This window comes from Xanthomonas sp. WHRI 6106 (assembly GCF_040202405.1).
Taxonomy (GTDB): domain Bacteria; phylum Pseudomonadota; class Gammaproteobacteria; order Xanthomonadales; family Xanthomonadaceae; genus Xanthomonas; species Xanthomonas cannabis.
In genome coordinates this window covers 100,502-121,732 of sequence record NZ_JBEGFC010000013.1, presented here as the reverse complement: position 1 = coordinate 121,732, position 21,231 = coordinate 100,502, and the positions used below count along the sequence as shown (strand labels likewise).

The 21,231-nt window shown below is 65.3% G+C and carries 18 protein-coding genes; 13 read left to right on the top strand and 5 right to left on the bottom strand.

The genetic code is table 11. From position 1 onward, the window contains the following. The first annotated feature begins 11 nt into the window (after positions 1 to 11). A complete protein-coding gene (locus ABQZ09_RS17565) occupies positions 12 to 299 on the top strand; it encodes a hypothetical protein (RefSeq protein WP_039403892.1) in 288 nt (95 codons plus the stop codon). An 863-nt stretch (positions 300 to 1,162) separates the two neighbouring features. On the opposite strand, the gene ABQZ09_RS17560 is transcribed toward ABQZ09_RS17565, so the two are convergent. Further along, positions 1,163 to 3,949, bottom strand: a complete 2,787-nt coding sequence (locus ABQZ09_RS17560) for a bifunctional diguanylate cyclase/phosphodiesterase (RefSeq protein WP_349777499.1) — start codon at positions 3,947 to 3,949, stop codon at positions 1,163 to 1,165. A 119-nt stretch (positions 3,950 to 4,068) separates the two neighbouring features. Between ABQZ09_RS17560 and ABQZ09_RS17555 the strand changes: the two genes are divergently transcribed. Both ABQZ09_RS17555 and ABQZ09_RS17550 read left to right on the top strand, forming a co-directional pair. Beyond that, complete coding sequence (locus ABQZ09_RS17555) at positions 4,069 to 6,201, top strand: sensor histidine kinase (RefSeq protein ID WP_349777498.1); 2,133 nt, start codon at positions 4,069 to 4,071, stop codon at positions 6,199 to 6,201. 3 nt (positions 6,202 to 6,204) lie between these two features. Continuing rightward, the gene (locus ABQZ09_RS17550; protein WP_039403898.1) at positions 6,205 to 7,926 is read left to right on the top strand and encodes an EAL domain-containing protein; all 1,722 of its coding nucleotides are present in this window, start codon (positions 6,205 to 6,207) and stop codon (positions 7,924 to 7,926) included. Between the two features lie 171 nt (positions 7,927 to 8,097). On the opposite strand, the gene ABQZ09_RS17545 is transcribed toward ABQZ09_RS17550, so the two are convergent. The 4 genes from ABQZ09_RS17545 to flgA form a co-directional block, all read right to left on the bottom strand. Then, positions 8,098 to 9,324: an ATP-binding protein gene (locus ABQZ09_RS17545; protein ID WP_166748561.1), complete on the bottom strand. Its 1,227-nt coding sequence runs from the start codon at positions 9,322 to 9,324 to the stop codon at positions 8,098 to 8,100. Positions 9,325 to 9,692: 368 nt separating this feature from the next. Beyond that, a complete protein-coding gene (locus ABQZ09_RS17540) occupies positions 9,693 to 10,025 on the bottom strand; it encodes a flagella protein (RefSeq protein ID WP_039564602.1) in 333 nt (110 codons plus the stop codon). Between the two features lie 15 nt (positions 10,026 to 10,040). Next, positions 10,041 to 10,352 (bottom strand): flagellar biosynthesis anti-sigma factor FlgM, encoded by a 312-nt coding sequence (gene flgM / locus ABQZ09_RS17535; protein ID WP_039403903.1) that lies wholly within the window; start codon positions 10,350 to 10,352, stop codon positions 10,041 to 10,043. A 66-nt stretch (positions 10,353 to 10,418) separates the two neighbouring features. Next, positions 10,419 to 11,063 (bottom strand): flagellar basal body P-ring formation chaperone FlgA, encoded by a 645-nt coding sequence (flgA, locus tag ABQZ09_RS17530; protein WP_184554275.1) that lies wholly within the window; start codon positions 11,061 to 11,063, stop codon positions 10,419 to 10,421. 392 nt (positions 11,064 to 11,455) lie between these two features. Between flgA and ABQZ09_RS17525 the strand changes: the two genes are divergently transcribed. The 10 genes from ABQZ09_RS17525 to ABQZ09_RS17480 all read left to right on the top strand — a co-directional run bounded on the left by ABQZ09_RS17525 (position 11,456) and on the right by ABQZ09_RS17480 (position 21,220). Continuing rightward, entirely contained in the window at positions 11,456 to 12,400 is a 945-nt protein-coding gene (locus ABQZ09_RS17525) for a chemotaxis protein CheV (RefSeq protein ID WP_003482947.1), read from the top strand. A 475-nt stretch (positions 12,401 to 12,875) separates the two neighbouring features. Next, on the top strand, positions 12,876 to 13,277 hold the full coding sequence (gene flgB, locus ABQZ09_RS17520) for a flagellar basal body rod protein FlgB (protein WP_039415202.1): 402 nt from the start codon (positions 12,876 to 12,878) through the stop codon (positions 13,275 to 13,277). 3 nt (positions 13,278 to 13,280) lie between these two features. After that, complete coding sequence (gene flgC / locus ABQZ09_RS17515) at positions 13,281 to 13,688, top strand: flagellar basal body rod protein FlgC (protein WP_005914451.1); 408 nt, start codon at positions 13,281 to 13,283, stop codon at positions 13,686 to 13,688. 34 nt (positions 13,689 to 13,722) lie between these two features. Next, positions 13,723 to 14,388, top strand: a complete 666-nt coding sequence (locus ABQZ09_RS17510) for a flagellar hook assembly protein FlgD (protein ID WP_349777497.1) — start codon at positions 13,723 to 13,725, stop codon at positions 14,386 to 14,388. A 31-nt stretch (positions 14,389 to 14,419) separates the two neighbouring features. Then, positions 14,420 to 15,643: a flagellar hook protein FlgE gene (flgE, locus tag ABQZ09_RS17505; protein WP_047696172.1), complete on the top strand. Its 1,224-nt coding sequence runs from the start codon at positions 14,420 to 14,422 to the stop codon at positions 15,641 to 15,643. A 144-nt stretch (positions 15,644 to 15,787) separates the two neighbouring features. Continuing rightward, positions 15,788 to 16,543 carry a flagellar basal-body rod protein FlgF gene (gene flgF / locus ABQZ09_RS17500; RefSeq protein WP_019300290.1) on the top strand — a complete coding sequence of 252 codons (756 nt, stop codon included), beginning with the start codon at positions 15,788 to 15,790 and terminating at the stop codon, positions 16,541 to 16,543. Positions 16,544 to 17,394: 851 nt separating this feature from the next. Further along, entirely contained in the window at positions 17,395 to 18,180 is a 786-nt protein-coding gene (flgG, locus tag ABQZ09_RS17495; protein ID WP_047696168.1) for a flagellar basal-body rod protein FlgG, read from the top strand. 38 nt (positions 18,181 to 18,218) lie between these two features. After that, entirely contained in the window at positions 18,219 to 18,911 is a 693-nt protein-coding gene (gene flgH / locus ABQZ09_RS17490; RefSeq protein ID WP_047696166.1) for a flagellar basal body L-ring protein FlgH, read from the top strand. 10 nt (positions 18,912 to 18,921) lie between these two features. Then, complete coding sequence (locus ABQZ09_RS17485; protein ID WP_017112473.1) at positions 18,922 to 20,040, top strand: flagellar basal body P-ring protein FlgI; 1,119 nt, start codon at positions 18,922 to 18,924, stop codon at positions 20,038 to 20,040. A gap of 1 nt (position 20,041) precedes the next feature. After that, complete coding sequence (locus ABQZ09_RS17480; protein WP_349777496.1) at positions 20,042 to 21,220, top strand: flagellar assembly peptidoglycan hydrolase FlgJ; 1,179 nt, start codon at positions 20,042 to 20,044, stop codon at positions 21,218 to 21,220. Positions 21,221 to 21,231 lie beyond the last annotated feature (11 nt).

The following is a 21,231-nucleotide window of genomic DNA, read 5'->3' as shown; positions in this document are numbered from 1 at the left end:
GTGTTTCGCTCATGACGCTTCTCGCCCCGCCCCTCGATGACGCTCCCACCGCCGCGCTGCAGGCAGCGGCACTGGCCGCCGCACATGCCGAGCGCATCGCGCAAAGCGCAGCCGCCAAGCCGGGACTGCGGCGTGTCCGGATGCCGGCCGCACTGGAACGACTGGAGCTGGCCGCTCTCGCCGAAGTCAAGGCGCTGATCAACCCGCGCCGCGATTGCAGCGAAGAGGAGCTGCTGTTTGCCACGGTGGCCTGGGATCTCGGGCTGGACGGGGCCGCAGTGGGCGCATCGGGACGCTGATGCAGTGACGGCGGGGCGTGCCTCGGCAGGCGCCCCGCGGTGTTGTGGAACTGCCTAATTCCGAGGGGTGCCTGTCGTCATCCAAGGGTTCCCTGTCGTCGGCCGTGCCGAATCGCCGCCACTCTCGCTGGCGGGCGCGTGCGGCGACCATCCCCGCCTTGACCTGCCCTGCCCGACCGGATCGTCGCGCATGGCCGGCTGGCCCCGGCGGTCACCTGGATCACCTGGGGATGATTCGTTCCGAATCCTGAGCCTGGGTGTCCGTCAGTCAAGCGGCGAACTCGCTTTGGTTCTCAGGGTGAGCGCCACAGATGCCATGAAGAACGCTTGCCTGGGTCACTGCCGCGGCAGCACTCGCGCGCGTGTCAGATGCAGCAGACGATGAGCCGTCCATTGAATTTCGATGGGACGCTCGTCCCGCGCATACGCCTGCTCGCCAGCCAACCGCCACTTCCTGAGCGATGCCCAGCGCCAATCACCAGGCCCGCGTCGCAACCGCCTTGCCGGCGGCGCGTATCTGCTGCAGGCACACCGCAGCTGGAAACACACTGACGATGCGCTCGCACGCATGAAGACAGATTGCGAGGATTCGAGTGCAGGATGCAGCGTCAGCGGATTGGTTCGACGTTGCTGACAAGGGTGGCATCAAGGCGTTGCGCGCACCTTGCCGCTCTAGACACGCGTTGGGGCGGTCAACGCGCGCATGATCGGAAACTGGCGTTCAGGCCCGCGGCTTAGTTCGTGGTGCCAGAGCGGGAGGCCCACCGCACGACGACAGGCCGCAATCCTGCGGCAGCAAGCGGATAAAACGTCTGCTGGGGGCTGTGCGGCATCAGGATGACGGCGCTGGCCTGGCCTGGGCGTCAGCTGGCAATCACCAGCCGCGCGCCCAGCCGCATGCCGGCTTCGGCCTCGCGCAGCCACTGCGCCATGTCGCGCGGCGACAGCGGGCGTGAGTAGAAATAGCCCTGGATTTCGTCGCAGCCCTGCTGGCGCAGCAAGGCATCTTCCTGCACGGTCTCCACGCCTTCGGCGACGACCTGCATGCCCAGCGCGTGGCCCAGATGCACGATGGCCTGGGTCACCTCGGCGGTGTTGGCGTCGTCGAGCATGCCCTGTACGAAGCTGCGGTCGATCTTCAGACGCTGCACCGGGAAGCGGTTGAGGTAATGCAGGTTGGAAAAGCCGGTGCCGAAGTCATCCACCGCCAGCAGCACGCCGTTCTGTTCGAACAGTTCGAAACAGCGCCGCAGCGAATCCGAATCGCGAATGAGGGCCGATTCGGTGAGCTCCAGCTCCAGACGCGATGGTGACCAGCTGTTGTCGCGGCAAATCTCCAGCACGCGCTCGGCAAAGCCGCGCTCGCGTAGCTGCACGGCCGAAACGTTGACCGCGATACGGCTGAAATTGAGCCCGGCACGGTCCCAGACCACGGCCTGACGGCAGGCTTCACCGATGACCCATTCGCCCAGCCGCACGATCTCGCCGCATTCTTCGGCAATCGGGATGAATTCGGCCGGGCTGCAGGGGCCATGGCCCGGGCGGTTCCAGCGCATCAGCGCTTCGATCGCCGGCGAGGCATCGCCCACGGTATTGACCAGCGGTTGATAGACCAGGGTGAATTCTTCGCGCTCGAGCGCGCCTTGCAGGGCGTGTTCGAGCTCCAGCCGGCGCTGCGCTCGCATGAGCACGTCCTGGCTGTAGTAGTGGAAGGTGTTGCGGCCCGATTCCTTGGCCGCGTACATCGCCGCATCGGCGGCACGCAGCAGGCTGTCGAAGTCCGACAGCCCCTCGCCCTGCAGCGCGATGCCGATGCTGGCGCCGAGCTTGAGGGTGACGTGATCCTTGCGCAGCGGTTCGCCCAGCGCGCTGATCAGCTTGCGCGCCACGTGGCCGGCATCTTCCGGCTCGGACAGGTCGCGCAGCAGCACGATGAATTCGTCGTCGCTGAAGCGCCCGAACAGGTCGCTGTTGCGCAGATGCTGATGCAGGCGCGCCGAGGCGAGCTTGAGCAGGTTGTCGCCGGCTGCATGACCGAACGAATCGTTGATGCTCTTGAACCCGTCCAGATCGATCAACAGCATGGCCAGCACCTGGCCGCGCTCATGCGCTTCGCGGATCGCGTTTTCGGCCTGCTCGCGCAGCAGGAAGCGGTTCGGCAGGCCGGTCAGGCGGTCGTAATGCGCCAGCAGCTCGATACGCTCATTGGCCTCGCGCTCGCGGGTGACATCGCGAAACAGGGCGACATAGCGCGGCGGCAGACCTTCGCGGCGGTCCAGTTCGATCAGGACCTGCACCCAGATACGCTGACCGGAGTTGCGGTAGAAACACAGCTCCAGCTGCTCGGGCAGGCCACCATCGGAAATGCGCAGCAATGCCGCCTCGAATGCGTCGCGCGAATCCTGGGTGTACAGCGCAAGCGCCTGCTCCAGGGTGATGTTTTCCTTGCGCAGGCCGTGGATGCGGTAGCACTCCTCGGTCCACTGCATGCGACGGGTATCGACCTCGATTTCGCAGCCGCCAATCTTACCCAGCGCGGACACGCGGTTGAGCAGCTCGGTGCGCCAGCGGATCAACGCATCGGTCTGCCGCTGTTCGGTGACGTTCTGCAGCTGGCCAAGCACGCGCACCATGCTGCCGTCGCCATCGAATACCGGCTGCGCCCATACCCGCAGATGATGCGGATTGACGCCGGGCAGGCCGTTGATTTCCAGCTCGAAATGGACCGGCAAGCCTTCGTGCTTGATCTTGCGCCAGGCGCTGCGCAGTTGCGCCAGCGAGGACCGGGCGAGCAGGCGCAGCAGATCGCGGACGCCGTGCAGGCGCAGCTGGGCCATGCCGAGCTGCTGCAGGAAATCCTGTGAGACCCACAACGCGTCTTTGGTCGAATCCCAGCTCCAGCTGCCCATGCTGGCAATGCGCTGGGCGTCTTCGAGCTGGGCCTGCTGCTCGCGCAGCTGCTGCTCGAGTAATTTGTGGTGATGCACGTCGGTGTGCGTGCCGACCATGCGCAACGGGCGGCCGTCGGCGGTGCGCGAGACCACGCGGCCACGATCCAGGATCCAGCGCCACTGCCCGTCGTGCTGGCGCAGGCGGAACTCGGCCACATAGGTCTCGGTGCGCCCGTCCAGGTGCGCCTGCACCGCCGCGCTGACGTGCGCGTGGTCATCGGGATGGATCAACCCCGACAACGCGGTGAGATTGTTCGGCAGTGGCTGCTCGGAGTAGCCGAGCATGCGCGTCCAGCGTTCGGAGCGGTACACCACGTCGGCCGGGATATCCCAATCCCACAAACCGTGGTCGGCACTGTCCAGGCCCATTTCCCAGCGGCTGGTGCCATCGGCCCCCATCGGCTCGGGAATGCTCAAGGTGAAGGCCATGACCTGGCCGTGCTCGTCGCAGACCGCACGCAGCCAGCCTTCCAGACGTCCGCCGCCGGTTCCCGGCAGCACGCAGGCGGTCATGCCACCGCTGTCGGCCACCTGGGCGCGACTGCTTTCCAGCACTTCGGCATACGCACCAAGGGTCGCCGGCAGCCCAAGGGACTGCGCAACGCGATTGGCCGCCAGGGGCTGGCCATGCGCATCCAACAACACCACCGCCGAAGTCAGCGGGTGCTGCAGCATGCTTGCAATGACGCCTGAGTCCACTCTGGAACACTCCGAAGGATCGACCCCTGCCTCGGAGTCGCAATGGATAACGGCCGTTCGGCGGATTAGTTGAGGCACCTGTTTCCAGCGCGACCGAACCGGACCGAGTTACGGCTAAGATGGCCACATCGCCAGCTCCAAAGGTCGTCCGCGGACCCATGCACCAACCTGTCGCCGTGCCCGCGTTTTCGTCCCCTCCCGTGTCCCGACTTCGCCTCGCCGAGCGCCTGCAGCAGGGCTTGTGGACCCTGACCGGTCTGTACCTGCTGATCGGTGTGGTGTGGCTGCTGCTGGGCAACCGGTTGCTCAACCTGGCCGGTGCGGCGGCGCCGGAACGCTGGTCGGATGCCAGCTTCCTGCTGCTGTCCAGCATCGTCATCCACCTGGTGCTGCGCCGCTTCGTGGCACTGATCGTGGACGAGCATGCGCAGCTGGCGCAGTCGGAGGCCGTGCTGCGGGCCAAGTTCATGGCGCTGCCCAGCCCGGCCTTCATCTATGACCTGGCGACCATGCGCATTCTCGATGCCAACCCGGCGGCGCTGGAATTCTTTGGCTGGGAGCGCGACGAATTCCTGCAGCAGACGCTGCAGGCGATCTGGCCCAATGCCGATGGCGAGCGGCTGGAAGAGATCATCACGCAGATCCGCAGCAAGGGCGAGGTCACCTGCGTCTTGAACGAAGACCTGCTGACCCGCAGCGGGCTGCGCCATGTCGAAGTCCGTAGCAACCAGCTGCATCTTGCCAGCGGCCCTGCCCGCCTGGTGGTGACGGTGGACCGCAGCGAAGAACGCCAGGCGCAGCATCTGCGCGACGAGGCGCTGGAGCGACTGGAAGAAGCGCAAGGCATCGCACGGCTGGGCTCGTGGCAGCTGGATCGGGCCACCGGTCTGGGCCGCTATTCGTCGGCGGTGTACCGCATCCTGGGGCGCAGCGTACCCATGCACCGCCGTGAACATCGGCTGGAAGAGCTGCTGACCGCCTCCGACAGCGCCACCCAGACCCGCATCGAACGCATGATCGAAGACATGTGCACCGGCGGCGAGGTGCAGATCGATGTGCTGCTGCCGCTGACCGGCGGCGATTCGCAGCCGCGCACCGTGCACTTGCGCGCAGAGAGCGTGACCCTGCCCAGCGGCGCCCGCCACGTGCATGGCACCTTGCAGGACGTGAGCGAACGCGAACAGTCGCGGCGCCTGCTGCGCGAGCGCGAAGAACAATTCAAGGAACTGGTGCGGGTGCTGCCGGACGGCGTGCTGATCCTGGCCGACGAGCATGTGATGTACGCCAATGCCGCCGGCTCCGCCCAGTTTGGCTTCCAGGGCGAAACGATTCTGGGCGAGCCGTTGCAGACCCTGGTCGGCGACTCCGACCTGCCGATGGTGCGCGAGTACCTGCGTGCTGGCAGCGACCGCAACGAGCCGGTGTCCAGTGCGCGCGCCATGCGCCGTCGCGACGGCAGCACGTTCTATGCCGGTCTGTCGGCCGGCGACATCCGCTATGGCGGGCGCAGTTGCAAGTTGCTGGTGGTACGCGACCTGAGCGAACCCGAGCGCATGCGCGATGCGCTGGCCGAGAGCAATGCCGAATTGCAGGCGATGGCCAAGCGATTGTTCTCGCTGCAGGAGGACGAACGCCGCGCCATCTCGCGCGATCTGCACGACGACATCGGTCAGGCGATCACCGCGATGAAGCTGTCTGCACACGCGGCGTTGGACGAGCTCGATCCGCAGGCGCGCCGCGAGGACCTGCTGGAGGTGGTGTCGCTGGCCGACAGCACGGTGACCAAGTTGCGCAATCTGTCGATGTTGTTGCGTCCGCCACAACTCGATGCACTGGGGCTGGAAGCGGCCTTACGCTGGCAGGCCTCGATGCTGTTCCGCGCCTCGCAGGTGCGGCTGGAGCTGGATATCCAGGCGCTGGACGTGCGCCCGGGCAATGAGATCGAACAGGCCTGCTTCCGCATTGCGCAGGAAAGCCTGACCAATGCGCTACGGCACGCCTGCGCGGGCGAGGTGCGCATGAGCCTGCAGTCGATCGACAGCGAGGGTTTTCGTCTGGAGGTGGTCGATGACGGTGATGGCTTCGAGCCCGAAGGTCCGCGTGGGTTGGGGCTGATCGTGATGCGTGAGCGTGCGCAAACCGTTGGCGGTGTGCTCGCGATAGAATCGGCTCCCGGAGCAGGCACGCGCGTGACGTTGCGCCTGCCCTATCACCCGGCCGGCGAGTCCGTCCACGAAGATGGTGGACGTTGAGTCATGTGGAGCCCTGTAATCCCGCCCGGATTGGAAATCGTCAAACCGACACGCCTGGGCGCAGGCAATCCCGAACTGCTGCACCTGGTCGACGCTGCCGCTTCCGGTGGCCAGCCGTTGATGATCTTCCACGTCGATATCGATCACTTCGCGTCGATCAACGAGAACATGAGTGGCGAGGTCGGCGATCAGGCGCTGACGCTGGCCGCGCGCCGGCTGCAGGAATTCCTCGGCAGCCGCGGCAAGCTATGGCGGCACGGTAGCGACGAGATGGTCATCGTGGCGGTACGCCGTGACGACACGCCGTTGCCGGAAGATTTTGCCGAAGAGATCCGTCAGCAGCTGGAGCTGCCGTTGTCGGTATTGCCGTACACCTTGTTCATGACAGGCAAGGTCGGGATCAGCCTGTGTCCGGAACATTCGACCTCGCTGTCCACCCTGCTCGACTACGCCGAGGAAGCCAGTTATCAGGCCGCGCGCGAAGGCGGCAACACAGTGCGGCTGTACACGCGCAATTCGGCCACCAACGCGCATAGCGAAAGCATCATCGCGCGGCAGATCGTCGATGCCATCCCGCACGGCGAGTTGCGGCTGCGCTACCAGCCGCTGGTCAGCGCACGCGATGGCCGCATCGTGGGCATGGAAGCGCTGCTGCGTTGGCAATCCCCGACCCTGGGCATGCTGGTGCCGGAGCGTTTCATGCGCACCGCCGAGCGCCTGGGCGTGATCGTGCAGATCGGCGAATGGGTACTGCAGAACGCGGTGCGCCAGGCGCGGCTGTGGCGCGACCAGGGCTTTGACGATTTCAGCATCGCGGTCAACGTCTCCACGCTGCAGCTGCTGCGCCCGGGCTTCTTCAACGAAGTGATGGCCATGCTGCAGACCGCCGGCGTGCCGGCGCAGTTCGTGACGCTGGAGATCAACGAAAGTGCGTTGACCAACAACGTCAACTTCGTCCACGAGACGATGGCCAACCTGCGCAACGAAGGCATCAGCCTGAGCCTGGACAACTTCGGCACCGGCGATTCCAGCCTCAGCGCGCTGGTGCGCTATCCGGTGGACCGGCTGAAGATCGACCGCAGCTTCATCAAAAGCGCGCCGGCCGGCAGCCGCGAGGCGGCGATTGCACGCGCGATCATTGCGATGGGCCACCAGCTGGGCATGACGGTGATCGCCAATGGCGTGGAGTCGCAGGCGCAGCTGGGCTTCTTGCGCCGCAACGACTGCGACATCTTCCAGGGCTATCTGTTCGGCGAGCCGATGTCGGCCGAGTCTGCAGGCATGGCGCTGCGGCGCCGGTATCTCCGCCCGGAATCGTTTGCCGAAAGCCGCCCGGACCGCACCCTGCTGCTGCTGGATGACGAAGAAAACGTCCTGCGTTCGCTGGTGCGGCTGTTCCGCCGCGACGGCTACCGCATCCTGGCCGCCGGCAACGTACGCGACGCCTTCGACCTGCTCGCCACCAACGACGTGCAGGTGATCCTGTCCGACCAGCGCATGAGCGACATGAGCGGCACCGAGTTCCTGGGCCGGGTCAAGATGCTCTACCCAGACACCGTGCGCCTGGTGCTGTCCGGCTACACGGACCTGGCCACCGTCACCGAGGCGATCAACCGCGGCGCGATCTACCGCTTCCTGACCAAGCCCTGGAACGACGACGAACTGCGCGAGCACATCCGCCAGGCGTTCCGCACGCATGACGAGCTACGTAACGGCCGGGAGTAGGGATTGGGGATTCGGGATTGGTTAGAAGCGGAGTGCTGTGCGATTGCTTCAAATAGCCCATTGGCGATCAGCAATAGCAACAGCCGCTTCTGCGAATCCCGAATCCCTAATCCCAGCGCTTCAGCGCTACTGCGAATCCCAAATCCCGAATGACCAATCCCGGCGCGTTAGCTACTTCGGCTGCCGGATCGGCAACACGATCCGGAAACTGGCGCCCTGCCCCGGCGTGCTTTCCACGTCGATGCGGCCGTGGTGCTTGTTGATGATGCCGTAGGAAATCGACAACCCCAGGCCGGTGCCGCTGCCCACCGGTTTGGTGGTGAAGAACGGGTCGAAGATGCGCTGCAGCAGATCCGGTGCAATGCCGGCGCCGCTGTCCTGGAACTGGATCCAGACGTTCTCCGCTTCATCGCGGCCGGTGGTGACGGTGATCGTGCCGCGCTCGACGATGGCCTGGCCGGCGTTGAGCAACATGTTCATGTACACCTGGTTGAGCTCGGACGGCAGGCACTCCACCAGCGGCAACTCGGCGTAATTGCGCTCCAGGGTGACCTTGTACTTGAGCTCGTTCCAGATGATGTTGATCGTGGATTCGAGGCCGGCGTGCAGGTCCACCATCTTCCACGACTCGGACCGGTCCGAGTACGAGAAATCCTTGAGGTCGCGCACGATGCGGGTCACCCGCTCGATGCCTTCGCGCGACTCGGCCATCAGCTGCGGCAGATCGCGGCTGATGAAGTCGATGTCGGCACGGTTGCGGATCTCGTCGATTTCCGGGATCAGCGCCTTCGGGTCCGGCGCCTGCAGCGCGCGCTCGTAGGCTTCGATCAGGGTGAACAGGCTGCGCAGGTATTCCTGCAGGCTGCCGAGATTGGAGTGCACGTAGCCGATCGGATTGTTGATCTCGTGCGCCACGCCGGCGGCCAGCTGACCGATGGAGGCCATTTTTTCGGACTGCAGCAGTTTGTCCTGCGCACCGTTCAAGCGCATGTAGGCCTGGCGCAGCTCGGCATGGCGTTGTTGCAGCTCGCGCTCGTAGTCCTGCTGGCCTTCGATGTTATGGAACAACGCAAGAAAATGGCCGACGCCCTGCTCTTCGTTGTAATACAGATGCGCAATGACCACGCGCTCGGCCACCGGCAGGCTACCGGTCCAGCTGCCCTTGCTGCGCGCCTGATTGAGCGCATCCGACGGCAATACCTGCGAAATGCGCTCGCCGAGATTGCGATCGTCGGCCGGGTCTTCCTTGCACAGGCTCTGACGCGCGATGGCGTTGGCCAGGATCAGCTGCCCGTCAGCGCGGAACAGCAACACGCCTTCGAGCATCTGATCGCCGAAGGCGCGCAGCGTGGTCGAGGACGGCAACAATGCTTGATTGAGAAAGAACTTGGCGGTCACGGGACGAGGCGGCAGCAGGGACACCTCAATATACGCCGAACCCTTGGCACGCCATATCGTCGCTTGGTCTTAGAGCGGCGACCAAAACAGGGGCGCGGTGGTCATGCGGATGGGTGCGAGGTGTCATCCGGCGTGCTCGAGATGCGATCCGGATGGTGCTGCCTGGCGACAGGCAGGCATGCGATGCGTGCCATCACGATCAACGCACATGGGCGGCGGTGCGCACACGTCGCGGGTTGCGAAGTTGGCAAGCGTGCACGGCCGATGCGCCGGTTTTACCGGCGGCAGGCCTGCAGGGCGTGCACGCACCCTGGCCTGCGGCGGACCATCAGCAGCGGCCGGCGCGCGGTTGGCGCAGCGCGGGCAACTCAGGCAACGGCCAGCGAACGTCCGCCGCGCAGCACGTTGGATTGGCCCTTTGCGTCATACGACGGCGCACTCTCGGTGCGGCCCAGGTGACGCAGTGCCCAGTTCACTTCACGGCGCCGGCGTGCCAGCAGCGCGCCATTGGCGCGGTTGGCTTCGGCCAGCTCACGCAGGCGCTCTTCTTCGCCTTCGGGCATTGCCGCTTCGAGCGAACGTAGTGCCGACAGCTTGTCCTGCGTGTGTCGCATCAAGCCATCGATGTCGTTCTCGAGTAATGCCTGGCGTTCGCCGGCCAGCGCATCGCTGAGACGTTGCAGGAACTCGTTCACGTTCATCCTTTCAGTCGGGAATCAACCCGCCAGTTGCTGATTCAGATCCATCATGCGGCTGGCGATGGCATCCGGGTTGATGGAGTAGCTGCCGTTCTGCAACGCCTCTTTCACCGCCTGGACGCGACCGGTGTCGATCGCCGAGGACTGCGAAAGCTCGCGCTGCAGGTTCTGCAGATTGGTGGCCTCGCCGGTCAGCTTGACGCTGTCGGTCGGCGGGGTTGCGGCAACCGGGGACGCGCGATCTTCGCCAGCCGAAGCGATCTTGCTGCTCGTGGCCGCGGTGCGAAGGGTGGCAGCGGTCGGTAGATTACCTTCGATTTTCTGGGTCATGTCAGGAACTCCTCTACAGGTCGTAGGGGATAACGGCACCCAGAAAAAAAACTTTATAGAAAATTTTTACCTGGAGACCACAACGGTTCCGCTCGCTTCGACGATGCCCTGCACCACCCGGCGCGACGAGGAATTCTCTACCGACACCCGTTCGTTTTCACCGGCATCGGACAGCGCGCGACCACTCATGCGTACTTCCAGGCCACCGTTGCGCGCCACCAGCGGGACGGTGTCGCCGCGCCGCACCAGCCGCTGCGTCACCAGATCGTTGGACGAGAGCAGCGACCCGGCCGGCAGGATGCGGCGGGCCGACTTGCCCACCGCGGCCACCGGATCGGCCAGCACTGCGCCGACGATGCGGGCGGCGTCACGCTTCTCGATACTGATATCGGCCAAAGAGATGGTTTCTCCAGCGCTGATGCCGCGGCGCAACACCAGCACATCCTGGTTGCGGCGCACCTTCAACGGCACGAACAGGCGCCAGCCAGCCGGCTGCGGGCAGGCCACTTCCACCGTATTGGTACCGGTGGGCTGGGCCTGCAGCGCGATCGGGCAAGCCGGCATGCGCAGACCCGGATCGAGCGTGGCCTCGGCCTCCGCGTCCGGGCCAACAGTGGCCAACGCCGCCGCACGAATGGAATCGACAGACTGGTAGCTCTGGGCCCAGGCCGGAGCGGCAGCCAACAAGATGACAAGCAGGAGCAGGCGCATGGGACCAGATCCGGAGGAAGACCCGGAAGACATTGCAAGAGGTGTGCCTGTTTTTGGCCGGGATTGGGGATTGGGGATTGGGGATTGGGGATTGGGGATTGGGGATTGGGGATTGGGGATTCGTCAGAGCGGGCTGTTGCCGGCTTTTACGGGTGCGAGGCGCTGGCGGCATTGCGGTGCGCTCCCAAAGGCAGGTTTGATCGCTGCTGCCCATGCAGTGGGCTTCAATCAATCTCTAGGCCAGTCCTTAAATGGCCCCCGCCCCCTAGACCGTTCCGTCTCCATTCCCCGCTGTTACGAATCCCGACTCCCCAATCCCCAATCCCGACAGCGCCCCCCCGACCAACCACAAAGCCCTCAAGTTTCCCGAGGGCGCTGTCGATATCTGCCCCATGACCCACGATCTGCTCAACCGCATCGACCAGCGCACCCGACTGGCTGGCCACAATCGCCTGGCGCTGCTGCTGTTTCGGCTGGGCGGACGCCAGCTTTTTGGAGTCAACGTCTTCAAGGTGCAGGAAGTGCTGCGCCGGCCGGAGCTGTTCCAGGTGCCGGGCCTGCCGACCGAGTTCGCCGGCGTGGCCGACGTGCGCGGGCGCTCGGTACCGGTATTGGACTTGGGCCTGGCCATCGGCCACCCGGAGCGCGATTCGCACTCCGAGAACGGGCCTGGCTACCTGGTAGTGGCCGAGTTCAACCGCTCGGTCCAGGGCTTCCTGGTCAGCGGCGTGGAGCGCATCGTCAATATCGCGGTGGAAGACATCCACCCGCCACCGGAACTGGGCGCCGAAGCCACTTATTTGACGGCCGTGACGCGCTTCCAGGGCGAACTGATCCAGGTCATCGACGTGGAAAGCGTCCTGGCCGACATCGCCAAGGTCAGCAAGGACGTGCAGCTGGACCCGTCGCTGCAGCTGGTGGCCTACGACCGCCAGTTCCAGGTGCTGGTGGTGGACGATTCGCGCGTGGCGCGCCAGCAGATCCGCAGCGTGCTCGACCAGCTGGGCGTCTCGGCCACCCTGCTCTCGGACGGCCGCCAGGCACTGGATCACCTGCTGCAGGTGGCCGCATCCGGCGAGAATCCGGCAGACCGCTATGCCATGGTGATCTCCGACATCGAGATGCCGGCCATGGACGGCTACACACTGACGACAGAAATCCGGCGCACGCCGGGCCTGCAGGGCCTGTATGTGCTGCTGCACACCTCCTTGTCGGGCGTGTTCAACAATGCCATGGTCGAGCAGGTGGGCGCCAACGCCTTCGTGGCCAAGTACAGCGCACATGAGCTGGCCGATTACGTGCTGGCGCGTCTAAAAGTGGTTGCCGAAGCCGCCTGATCAAATTGTGCGGCCGTCGCAGCCCACGGGTGACGGCCAGCCCGCACTTCCGAAAGGCCTGGGAATACAGTGGTTGCCGTACGCAAGCACACGCCTTGAACAGGCGACGGCGCAGTTGATCACACGCTGCGCGGAGTTATTCCCGCCAGACAATCCTGGTTGGCCTGCAAGTTGCACAGCCAGTGGCAGCCCCTACCCGAGCAGCAGCACGTCTGGTGATGGCAGCCAAGCGCAGCTGACAGATCCACTGCGCAGCTGCCAGGCGAGCGCGGCCGGTGCTCGAATCGGCCTGTACCACGCGTGCACTCCGATCGTCAGTGCGGCAGCTGTACCTACCTGATGGCTGCTCGCGAGGTTTAGCCGCTCCAAGACCGTCCGTCGGCCACTGCGGATGTGTTGCCAGCTCCGCACCCATACCACCTCGCTTTGGCACAAACATTGCTTTCTCCCTTGCAACACTTCGCGGGAGAGCACCGTGTCCAGTCCCTTCTCTTCATTCCTCGGCGTCCATGGCGACGCGTTGGCGCTGCGCGAGCAGCGCATGAAGCTCATTGCCAGCAATCTGAGCAATGTGGACACCCCTGGCTACAAGGCCAAGGATCTCAACTTCGAAGCGGCGCTGAAGTCGGCCCAGGGCGTGCAGGACGGCGGCCTGATGCAGGCCACCGATGCCAAGCACTATGAAGTGGGCGGAGCGGCCGGGCTCAACCCGTTCCAGATCACCCGCGAATCCGACCAGCCCAGCCTCGACGGCAATACCGTCGATCCCGATGCCGAACGCGCCGCCTACGGCCGCGCCGCGCTGGAATACCGCGCGTCGCTGAGCTTCCTCGAATCCAAGGTGCGCTCGATGCTCACCGCGATCACGGGCCAATAAGTCATGAGCAACCTTCCCATCTTCGATGTGGCCGGCTCGGCGCTGCACGCGCAGTCGGTGCGCCTGAGCACCATCGCCTCCAACCTGGCCAATGCGGACTCTGTCGCCGGCTCGGCCGAAGCGACCTACAAGCCGATCGAGCCGATCTTCCAGGCCCAGCAGAGCCGTCAGGACCCGAGCCTGACCTCGGTCAACGTCAAGGAGATCACCACCACCAATGCGCCGCCGATCCGTCGCTACGAGCCCGGCCATCCGCTGGCCGATGCCGACGGTTACGTGTTCTCGCCCGACGTGGACCCGGTCTCGCAGATGGTCAACATGATTTCCGCCTCGCGCAATTACCAGGCCGGCGTGGAAATGCTCAATACCGCCAAGGAACTGGCGCTCGCGACCCTGACCATGGGTCGCTGACCCGTCCTAGCCATTCCCTAACGGAACACTCCAGATGAGCACGATCGGTAGCGATCTCTACAAAAGTCTCGGCCTGAGCACCGGCAGCACCGTCGCCAAGAAGGAAGAAGCACTCGGCCAGGCCGACTTCCTCAAATTGATGACCGAGCAGCTGCAGCACCAGGACCCGCTCAAACCGATGGAAAACAGCGCGTTTCTGGGCCAGTTGGCGCAGTTCTCCACCGTGCAGGGCATTGGCGACCTCAATACCAAGGTCGGCAATTTCACCACCTCGATGAACAGCGACCAGGTGCTCAAGGGCGCGGCGCTGGTCGGCCACAACGTGCTGGTGCCCTCCGCGCAGGTGGCGATCGACGCCACCGGCTCGGCCAAGGGCGTGGTCGCTGCGACCTCGGCCGGCACCGTCAACTTCGAAATCACCGATGCCAACGGCGCGTTCGTCAAGCAGCTCAGCGTGCCGGCCAGCGCCGCCGGTGAGGTGCCGTTCGCCTGGGACGGCACCGACGCCAACGGCAACCGCATGGCCGCGGGCAAGTACGGCATCACCGCGACCCAGACCGACACCGCCGGCTCCAAAAGCAAGTTGTCCACCTACGTCGATGCACCGGTGGACAGCGTCACCATCGGCTCGGACGGCCTGTATCTCAACCTGACGGGGCTTGGCACCTCCCCGCTCGCCAACGTGCTCCGCGTCAGCTGAGCCGGCAACCGACACTTAAAGGAACTCATCCATGGCTTTCAATACCTCGTTGTCCGGCATCAACGCAGCCAATGCCGATCTGAACGTCACTTCCAACAACATCGCCAACGTCAACACGACCGGGTTCAAGGAGTCGCGCGCCGAATTTGCCGACATGTTCCAGAGCACCAGCTACGGCCTGTCGCGTAACGCGGTGGGTTCGGGCGTGCGCGTCAGCAACGTGGCGCAGCAGTTCTCACAGGGCAATATCGACCCGACCGGACGCAGCCTGGACCTGGCGGTCTCCGGCGAAGGCTTCTTCACCGTGTCATCCAATGGCGCCAAGATGTACACCCGCGCCGGCAACTTCCAGACCGACGCCAACGGCTATGTGGTCAACCCGCAGGGTGCACGCCTGCAGGTGTTCGCGCCCAACCCGAGCGGCAACGGTTTCGACGTGGGCCGCCTGTCGGATTTGCAGCTGCTGACCACCGACAGCCCGCCCAAGTCGACCTCCACGGTCAACCTGGCCTTCACCCTGCCCGGCAACGCCACCGCACCGACGGTGACCCCGTTCAGCCCGGCCGACGACAAGACCTATAGCCACTCCACCGGCGGCATCAACGTCTACGACTCGCTGGGCGTCAGCCACGTGCAGACATCCTACTTCGTCAAGACCGCCAACCCGAACGAGTGGCAGGTGCACAACTACGTGGACGGCGCCGCAGTTGGCGCACCGACCACGCTGCAGTTCTCCGACACCGGTGCGTTGACCACCCCGGCCAACGGCATCATCGCCATGGACCCGTTCACCCCGAGCACTGGCGCCGGCGTGCTGAACATGCAGCTCAATGTCAGCGGCTCCACCCAGTACGGCGAAGCCTTCGCGCTGCGCGACACCCGCCAGGACGGCTACGCCAGCGGCAAGCTCAACGAGATCAGCATCGACACCAGCGGCGTGGTGTTTGCGCGCTACTCCAATGGCGCCGACAAGCCGCTGGGCCAGGTGTCGCTGGCCAGCTTCGTCAATCCGCAGGGCCTGCAGTCGCAGGGCAACAACATGTGGGCCGAAAGCTACACCTCCGGCGCCGCCCGCGTGGGCGCCCCGGACACCTCGGACCTGGGCCAGATCGAGTCCGGCTCGCTGGAAGCCTCCACCGTGGACCTGACCGAGCAGCTGGTGAACATGATCGTGGCCCAGCGCAACTTCCAGGCCAACTCGCAGATGATCTCGACCCAGGACCAGGTCACCCAGACGATCATCAATATTCGTTAAGAGCCGGGAGTGGTGATTGGGGATTAGGGATTCGCAAACGCTGGTATCACATCCATCGGATGCCAGCCCGCGGCCCCAACCTCACCGCCAGCAACAGCCCGCTTTTACGAATCCCAAATCCCGAATCTCAAATCTCGGTGTCCCATGGATAAAGCCCTCTACGTTGCGATGACCGGTGCCCGCGCCTCCCTGCAGGCGCAGAGCACCGTGTCGCACAATCTCGCCAACGTCGACACGGTGGGGTTCAAGGCCGCGTTGGCCAATACCGAGGCGTTCAAGATCCAGGGCAAGGGCTATCCGTCGCGGATCGATGCGCTGCATGTGGACCAGGGCTTCGATCGCAGCCAGGGCCATCAGAAGGTCACCGGCAACCCGCTGGACGTATCGCTGCAGCAGGACCGCTGGCTGGCGGTGCAGTCGCCCGACGGCAGCGAGGCCTACACCCGCAATGGCGAGTTGGCGCTCACCGCCAATGGCCAGTTGGTCACCGCCAACGGCCACGCCGTGCTTGATGAAGGCGGCAATCCGATGACGATCCCGCCGCACCAGGCCATGGAAATCGGCAGCGACGGCAGCATTTCCATCATCCCGCAGGGCGAAGGCCCACAGACGATGGCCATCGTCGGCAAGATGAAGGTGGTCGACGCCCCCGCCGACCGTTTGACGCGGCGCCCGGACGGGCTGATGCGCAACACCAGCACCGACCCGGCACAGGCGTTTGCGGTGGCCACCGGCAAGACCATCAACAGCGGCATGCTGGAAGGCAGCAACGTGGATGCGGCCGGCGCGCTGGTGGAGATGATCCAGCTGCAGCGGCAGTTCGAAATGCAGGTCAAGATCATCAAGAACGGCGACGACAACGCACAATCGGCCAATTCGCTGCTGCGGGTGAGCGGCTAAGCGCGGCGCATGCCGCCAGCCAGCTTGCAATTTGTTGCCAACGCCGCCGCCAACCGTAAGGCGTGCTTGGCGACCGGATTCGGCATACAGAGAAGTCCGGGGCTTCATTACAGAGCGACTGATCTACGGCATTGGCTGCAGAGCGGCTAGTCCGTGACAGAGCGGCTAGTCCGTGACTTGGCTGTAGGGCCCTTGCCCGCTCACCCTCGCGGGACACGCCGTGAATCCGTCCATGGAGGCTCTTACGCGGCATCCATGCCGCGTAAGGTCCCGCGAGGGTGAGCGGGCAAGGACCAGTGAAGATGGTCGGTGTCTTTGTGAAAGCAGTGCGTGACGTGCGTGTTGGCCGTTACGCGCTTATCCCGTCGTCGCGCATATCGCGTGCTCATCAAACGCTCAAATGAGCGAGCCTGAGCAGCAAAACTGACCGAGGCATGTAACTGCCCGCTTTCGGTTGGTCGCCAGCCACCTGTCTGGTGCGGTGTCCTCACCGATTGCGGGACCGTTGGCGGCATGGATGCCGCCAACGAGCCCCCATGGACGGGTCTACGGCGTGTCCCGCGAGCGGTGAGGGCATCGCGCCCTCGACCGACTCAGCTTTAGCCCTGGATCTTTGCTACATCCAAAAAAGCGCGGCAAACGAAGCACACGCGCCAGCCCTCAAATCCGGTTGCTACCGCTGCCGCTTGCTACTTGCTGCCGCCACCCTCTCTGCTGCACCGGCCCGCCGCGCACCCAGCCCGCGTGATCCCGCGCACACCCGGCAGAAATCCGGCGCCACTTTGGCACGCCACGTGCATATACCCACCCGTACCCGGAACACATCCCCGGGTCTAACGAGGAATCGGGTCATGAATCAGGCTTTGTGGGTCGCCAAAACCGGACTGGATGCGCAGCAGACGCGCATGTCGGTCATTTCCAACAACCTGGCCAATACCAATACCACCGGCTTCAAGCGCGACCGTGCGGCGTTTGAAGACCTGCTGTATCAACAGGTACGTGCGCCTGGCGGCTCGACATCCGCGCAGACGCAGCTGCCGACCGGCCTGCAACTGGGTACCGGCGTACGCGTGGTGTCCACCTTCAAGGGCTTCGACCAAGGCAGTCAGCAGCAGACCGGCCGCGCGCTCGACGTGATGGTCAACGGCCGCGGCTTCTTCGAAGTGCAGATGCCCGACGGCACCTCCGCCTACACGCGCGACGGCACCTTCCAGATCAACGCGCAGGGCGAGCTGGTCACCAACAGCGGCTACCCGCTGCAGCCGGGTATCCAGGTGCCGGAAGGCGCGCAGTCGCTGACCATCGGCAACGACGGCACCATCAGCGTCACCCTGGCCGGCCAGGCCGCCGCGCAGGAAATCGGCGCGCTGACGCTCACCGACTTCATCAACCCCTCGGGCCTGCAGTCCAAGGGCGAGAACCTGTTCGTCGAAACCACCGCCTCCGGCCCCGCGCAGAACGGCACCCCTGGCCTCAATGGCCTGGGCAACACCGTGCAGGGCGCGCTGGAAGGCAGCAACGTCAATACGGTGGAAGAGCTGGTGAGCATGATCGAGACGCAGCGCGCCTACGAAATGAATGCCAAGGCCATCTCCACCACCGACTCCATGCTCGGTTACTTGAACAACAACGTCTGATCGGCTTGCCGCTCACCGCCCTCTCAGGAACTTACGCCATGTCCCGCCTGCCTTCCCTCTCCTCTCTGTGCTTGGCCATCGCCTGCAGCGCGCTGCTGGGTGGCTGCGTGGCCGCCGGCGATGTGCGGCCGTTTGCAGCGATGGCGCCGATCGTGCCGGTGGTCGCGCCGGTGGCGCAGCCCACCGCCGGTGCGATCTACGCTGCCGGCCCGAGCCTGAATCTGTATGGCGACCGCCGCGCCCGCGATGTCGGTGACCTCCTCACGGTGAACCTGATCGAAAACACCACCGCCTCATCCACCGCCAACACCACCGTCAGCAAGTCCGACAGCGTGGACATGAGCACCCCCACGCTGCTCGGCGTGCCGCTCACCGTCAACGGCACCGACGTGCTGCGCAATTCCACCAGCGGCGATCGCAGTTTCGACGGCAAGGGCAACACCGCGCAGAGCAACCGCATGCAGGGCAGCGTCACCGTCACCGTGATGCAGCGCCTGCCCAACGGCAACCTGGTGATCCAGGGGCAGAAGCAGCTCCGCCTGACCCAGGGCGATGAACTGGTCCAGGTGCAGGGCATCGTGCGCGCCGCCGACATCTCTCCGGACAACACCGTGCCCTCGAGCAAGGTGGCCGACGCCCGCATCGCCTACGGCGGCCGCGGTGCCATCGCCCAATCCAACGCGATGGGCTGGCTGAGCCGCTTCTTCAATTCCCGTCTGTCGCCCTACTGAGCCTGCGACCATGAACCTGTCTTCCCTGCCCTTCCGTCTGCTCGCTGCCGCCGTTGCGCTGTGTGCGATCGCCGCACCGGCCAGCGCCGAGCGCATCAAGGATCTTGCCCAGGTCGGCGGCGTGCGCGGCAATGCGCTGGTCGGTTACGGCCTGGTGGTCGGCCTGGACGGCAGCGGCGACCGCACCAGCCAGGCGCCTTTCACCGTGCAGAGCCTGAAGAACCTGCTCGGCGAGCTGGGCGTCAATGTTCCGGCGAACGTCAACCCGCAGCTGAAAAACGTCGCGGCCGTGGCCATCCATGCCGAATTGCCGCCGTTCGCCAAGCCCGGCCAGCCGATCGACATCACCGTATCCTCGATCGCCAACGCGGTGTCGCTGCGTGGCGGCTCGCTGCTGATGGCGCCGTTGAAGGGCGCCGATGGCCAGGTCTATGCCATGGCCCAGGGCAACCTGGTGGTCGGCGGCTTCGGCGCACAGGGCAAGGACGGCTCGCGCGTCTCGGTCAATATTCCCAGCGTCGGCCGCATTCCCAACGGCGCCACCGTCGAACGCGCCTTGCCGGACGTGTTTGCCGGCACCGGCGAGATCACCCTCAACCTGCATCAGAACGACTTCACCACCGTCTCGCGCATGGTCGCGGCGATCGACAGCAGCTTCGGCGCCGGCACCGCGCGTGCGGTGGATGGCGTGACCGTGGCGGTGCGCTCGCCGACCGACCCGGGCGCGCGCATCGGCCTGCTGTCGCGGCTGGAAAACGTCGAACTCTCGCCCGGCGATGCACCGGCCAAGGTGGTGGTCAATGCGCGTACCGGCACCGTGGTCATCGGCCAGCTGGTGCGGGTGATGCCGGCCGCCATCGCGCATGGCTCGCTCACCGTGACCATCAGCGAAAACACCAACGTCAGCCAGCCGGGCGCCTTCAGTGGCGGCCGTACCGCGGTGACCCAGCAATCGACCATCACGGCCACCTCCGAAGGCAGCCGCATGTTCAAGTTCGAAGGCGGCACCACGCTCGATCAGATCGTCCGCGCGGTCAACGAAGTGGGCGCGGCGCCCGGCGACCTGGTCGCCATCCTGGAAGCCCTGAAGCAGGCTGGCGCGCTGACGGCGGAGCTGGAGGTGATCTGACATGCGTATCGCAGCCTCGCCCATTGATCTCAACCCGAGCACCAAGGCCGATCCGGCAAAGATCGACAAGGTCTCCCGTCAGCTCGAAGGCCAGTTCGCGCAGATGCTGGTCAAGAGCATGCGCGATGCGAGCTCCGGCGACCCGATGTTTCCGGGCGAAAACCAGATGTTCCGCGAAATGTATGACCAGCAGATGGCCAAGGCGCTGACCGAGGGCAACGGCCTGGGCCTGTCTGCGATGATCTCCAAGCAGCTGAGCGGCGACACCGGCGGCCCGGCGTTGAACACCTCGCTGAGCACCGCCGACGCCGCCAAGGCCTATTCGCTGGTTGCCGGCAAGCGCGATGCCTCGTTGCCGCTGCCCGCCCGGGATGGCGCCGCCAGCGGCGTCGGCGCGACCCTGGGCGCGGCGGCCAAGCTCGGCGCAGGTGCGCTGGGCGGCGTCGGCATGAGCCAGGTGCTGGACCTGATTGCCGGGCGCACCGGTGGTGGCGAATCCGGCGGCGACGATGCGGCCGCACTGAGCTGGCCGTCGGCCAACGACCGCTGGGCCGATGTGGCCGCCAGCGACGCGGCCGACGCCAATGCCGCCGTCAACGCCAGCGCCGCCAGCAGCGCCGCGGCCAGCCTGGGCGAACGCACTCCGGAAGGCTTCGTCGCCAAGATCTGGACGCATGCGCAGAAGGCCGCGCGCGAACTCGGCGTGGACCCGCGCGCGCTGGTGGCGCAGGCGGCGCTGGAAACCGGTTGGGGCCGGCGCGGCATCGGTAATGGTGGCGATTCCAACAATCTGTTCGGCATCAAGGCCACTGGCTGGAACGGCGCCAGGGTCACCACCGGCACCCACGAATACGTCAACGGCGTCAAGACCACCGAAACCGCAGATTTCCGCGCCTACGGCTCGGCCGAGGAAAGCTTTGCCGACTATGTGCGCCTGCTGAAGAACAACAGCCGCTACCAGGGCGCACTGCAGGCCGGCACCGATATCAAGGGTTTTGCACGCGGCTTGCAACAGGCCGGGTACGCCACCGATCCGGGCTACGCCGCCAAGATCGCAGCGATCGCCAACGGCCCGACCATCGACCGTGCGGTGGCCGCCATCGGCAACGCGGCGGCCGATCTGTCCAACCGTTATGCCAGCACCGCCGAGCCTGCCGGGCTTGGCACCATCCGTCGTTGAGGTAAACGCTC

Coding starts and splice junctions, on each gene's coding strand:
- flgC (WP_005914451.1), top strand. CDS start 13,281: ATGAGCAACCTTCCCATCTTCGATGTGGCCGGCTCGGCGCTGCACGCG.
- ABQZ09_RS17525 (WP_003482947.1), top strand. CDS start 11,456: ATGACCCACGATCTGCTCAACCGCATCGACCAGCGCACCCGACTGGCT.
- ABQZ09_RS17480 (WP_349777496.1), top strand. CDS start 20,042: ATGCGTATCGCAGCCTCGCCCATTGATCTCAACCCGAGCACCAAGGCC.
- ABQZ09_RS17540 (WP_039564602.1), bottom strand. CDS start 10,025: ATGAACGTGAACGAGTTCCTGCAACGTCTCAGCGATGCGCTGGCCGGC.
- ABQZ09_RS17485 (WP_017112473.1), top strand. CDS start 18,922: ATGAACCTGTCTTCCCTGCCCTTCCGTCTGCTCGCTGCCGCCGTTGCG.
- flgG (WP_047696168.1), top strand. CDS start 17,395: ATGAATCAGGCTTTGTGGGTCGCCAAAACCGGACTGGATGCGCAGCAG.
- ABQZ09_RS17565 (WP_039403892.1), top strand. CDS start 12: ATGACGCTTCTCGCCCCGCCCCTCGATGACGCTCCCACCGCCGCGCTG.
- ABQZ09_RS17555 (WP_349777498.1), top strand. CDS start 4,069: ATGGCCACATCGCCAGCTCCAAAGGTCGTCCGCGGACCCATGCACCAA.
- flgE (WP_047696172.1), top strand. CDS start 14,420: ATGGCTTTCAATACCTCGTTGTCCGGCATCAACGCAGCCAATGCCGAT.
- flgH (WP_047696166.1), top strand. CDS start 18,219: ATGTCCCGCCTGCCTTCCCTCTCCTCTCTGTGCTTGGCCATCGCCTGC.
- flgA (WP_184554275.1), bottom strand. CDS start 11,063: ATGCGCCTGCTCCTGCTTGTCATCTTGTTGGCTGCCGCTCCGGCCTGG.
- flgF (WP_019300290.1), top strand. CDS start 15,788: ATGGATAAAGCCCTCTACGTTGCGATGACCGGTGCCCGCGCCTCCCTG.
- ABQZ09_RS17550 (WP_039403898.1), top strand. CDS start 6,205: ATGTGGAGCCCTGTAATCCCGCCCGGATTGGAAATCGTCAAACCGACA.
- ABQZ09_RS17510 (WP_349777497.1), top strand. CDS start 13,723: ATGAGCACGATCGGTAGCGATCTCTACAAAAGTCTCGGCCTGAGCACC.
- flgM (WP_039403903.1), bottom strand. CDS start 10,352: ATGACCCAGAAAATCGAAGGTAATCTACCGACCGCTGCCACCCTTCGC.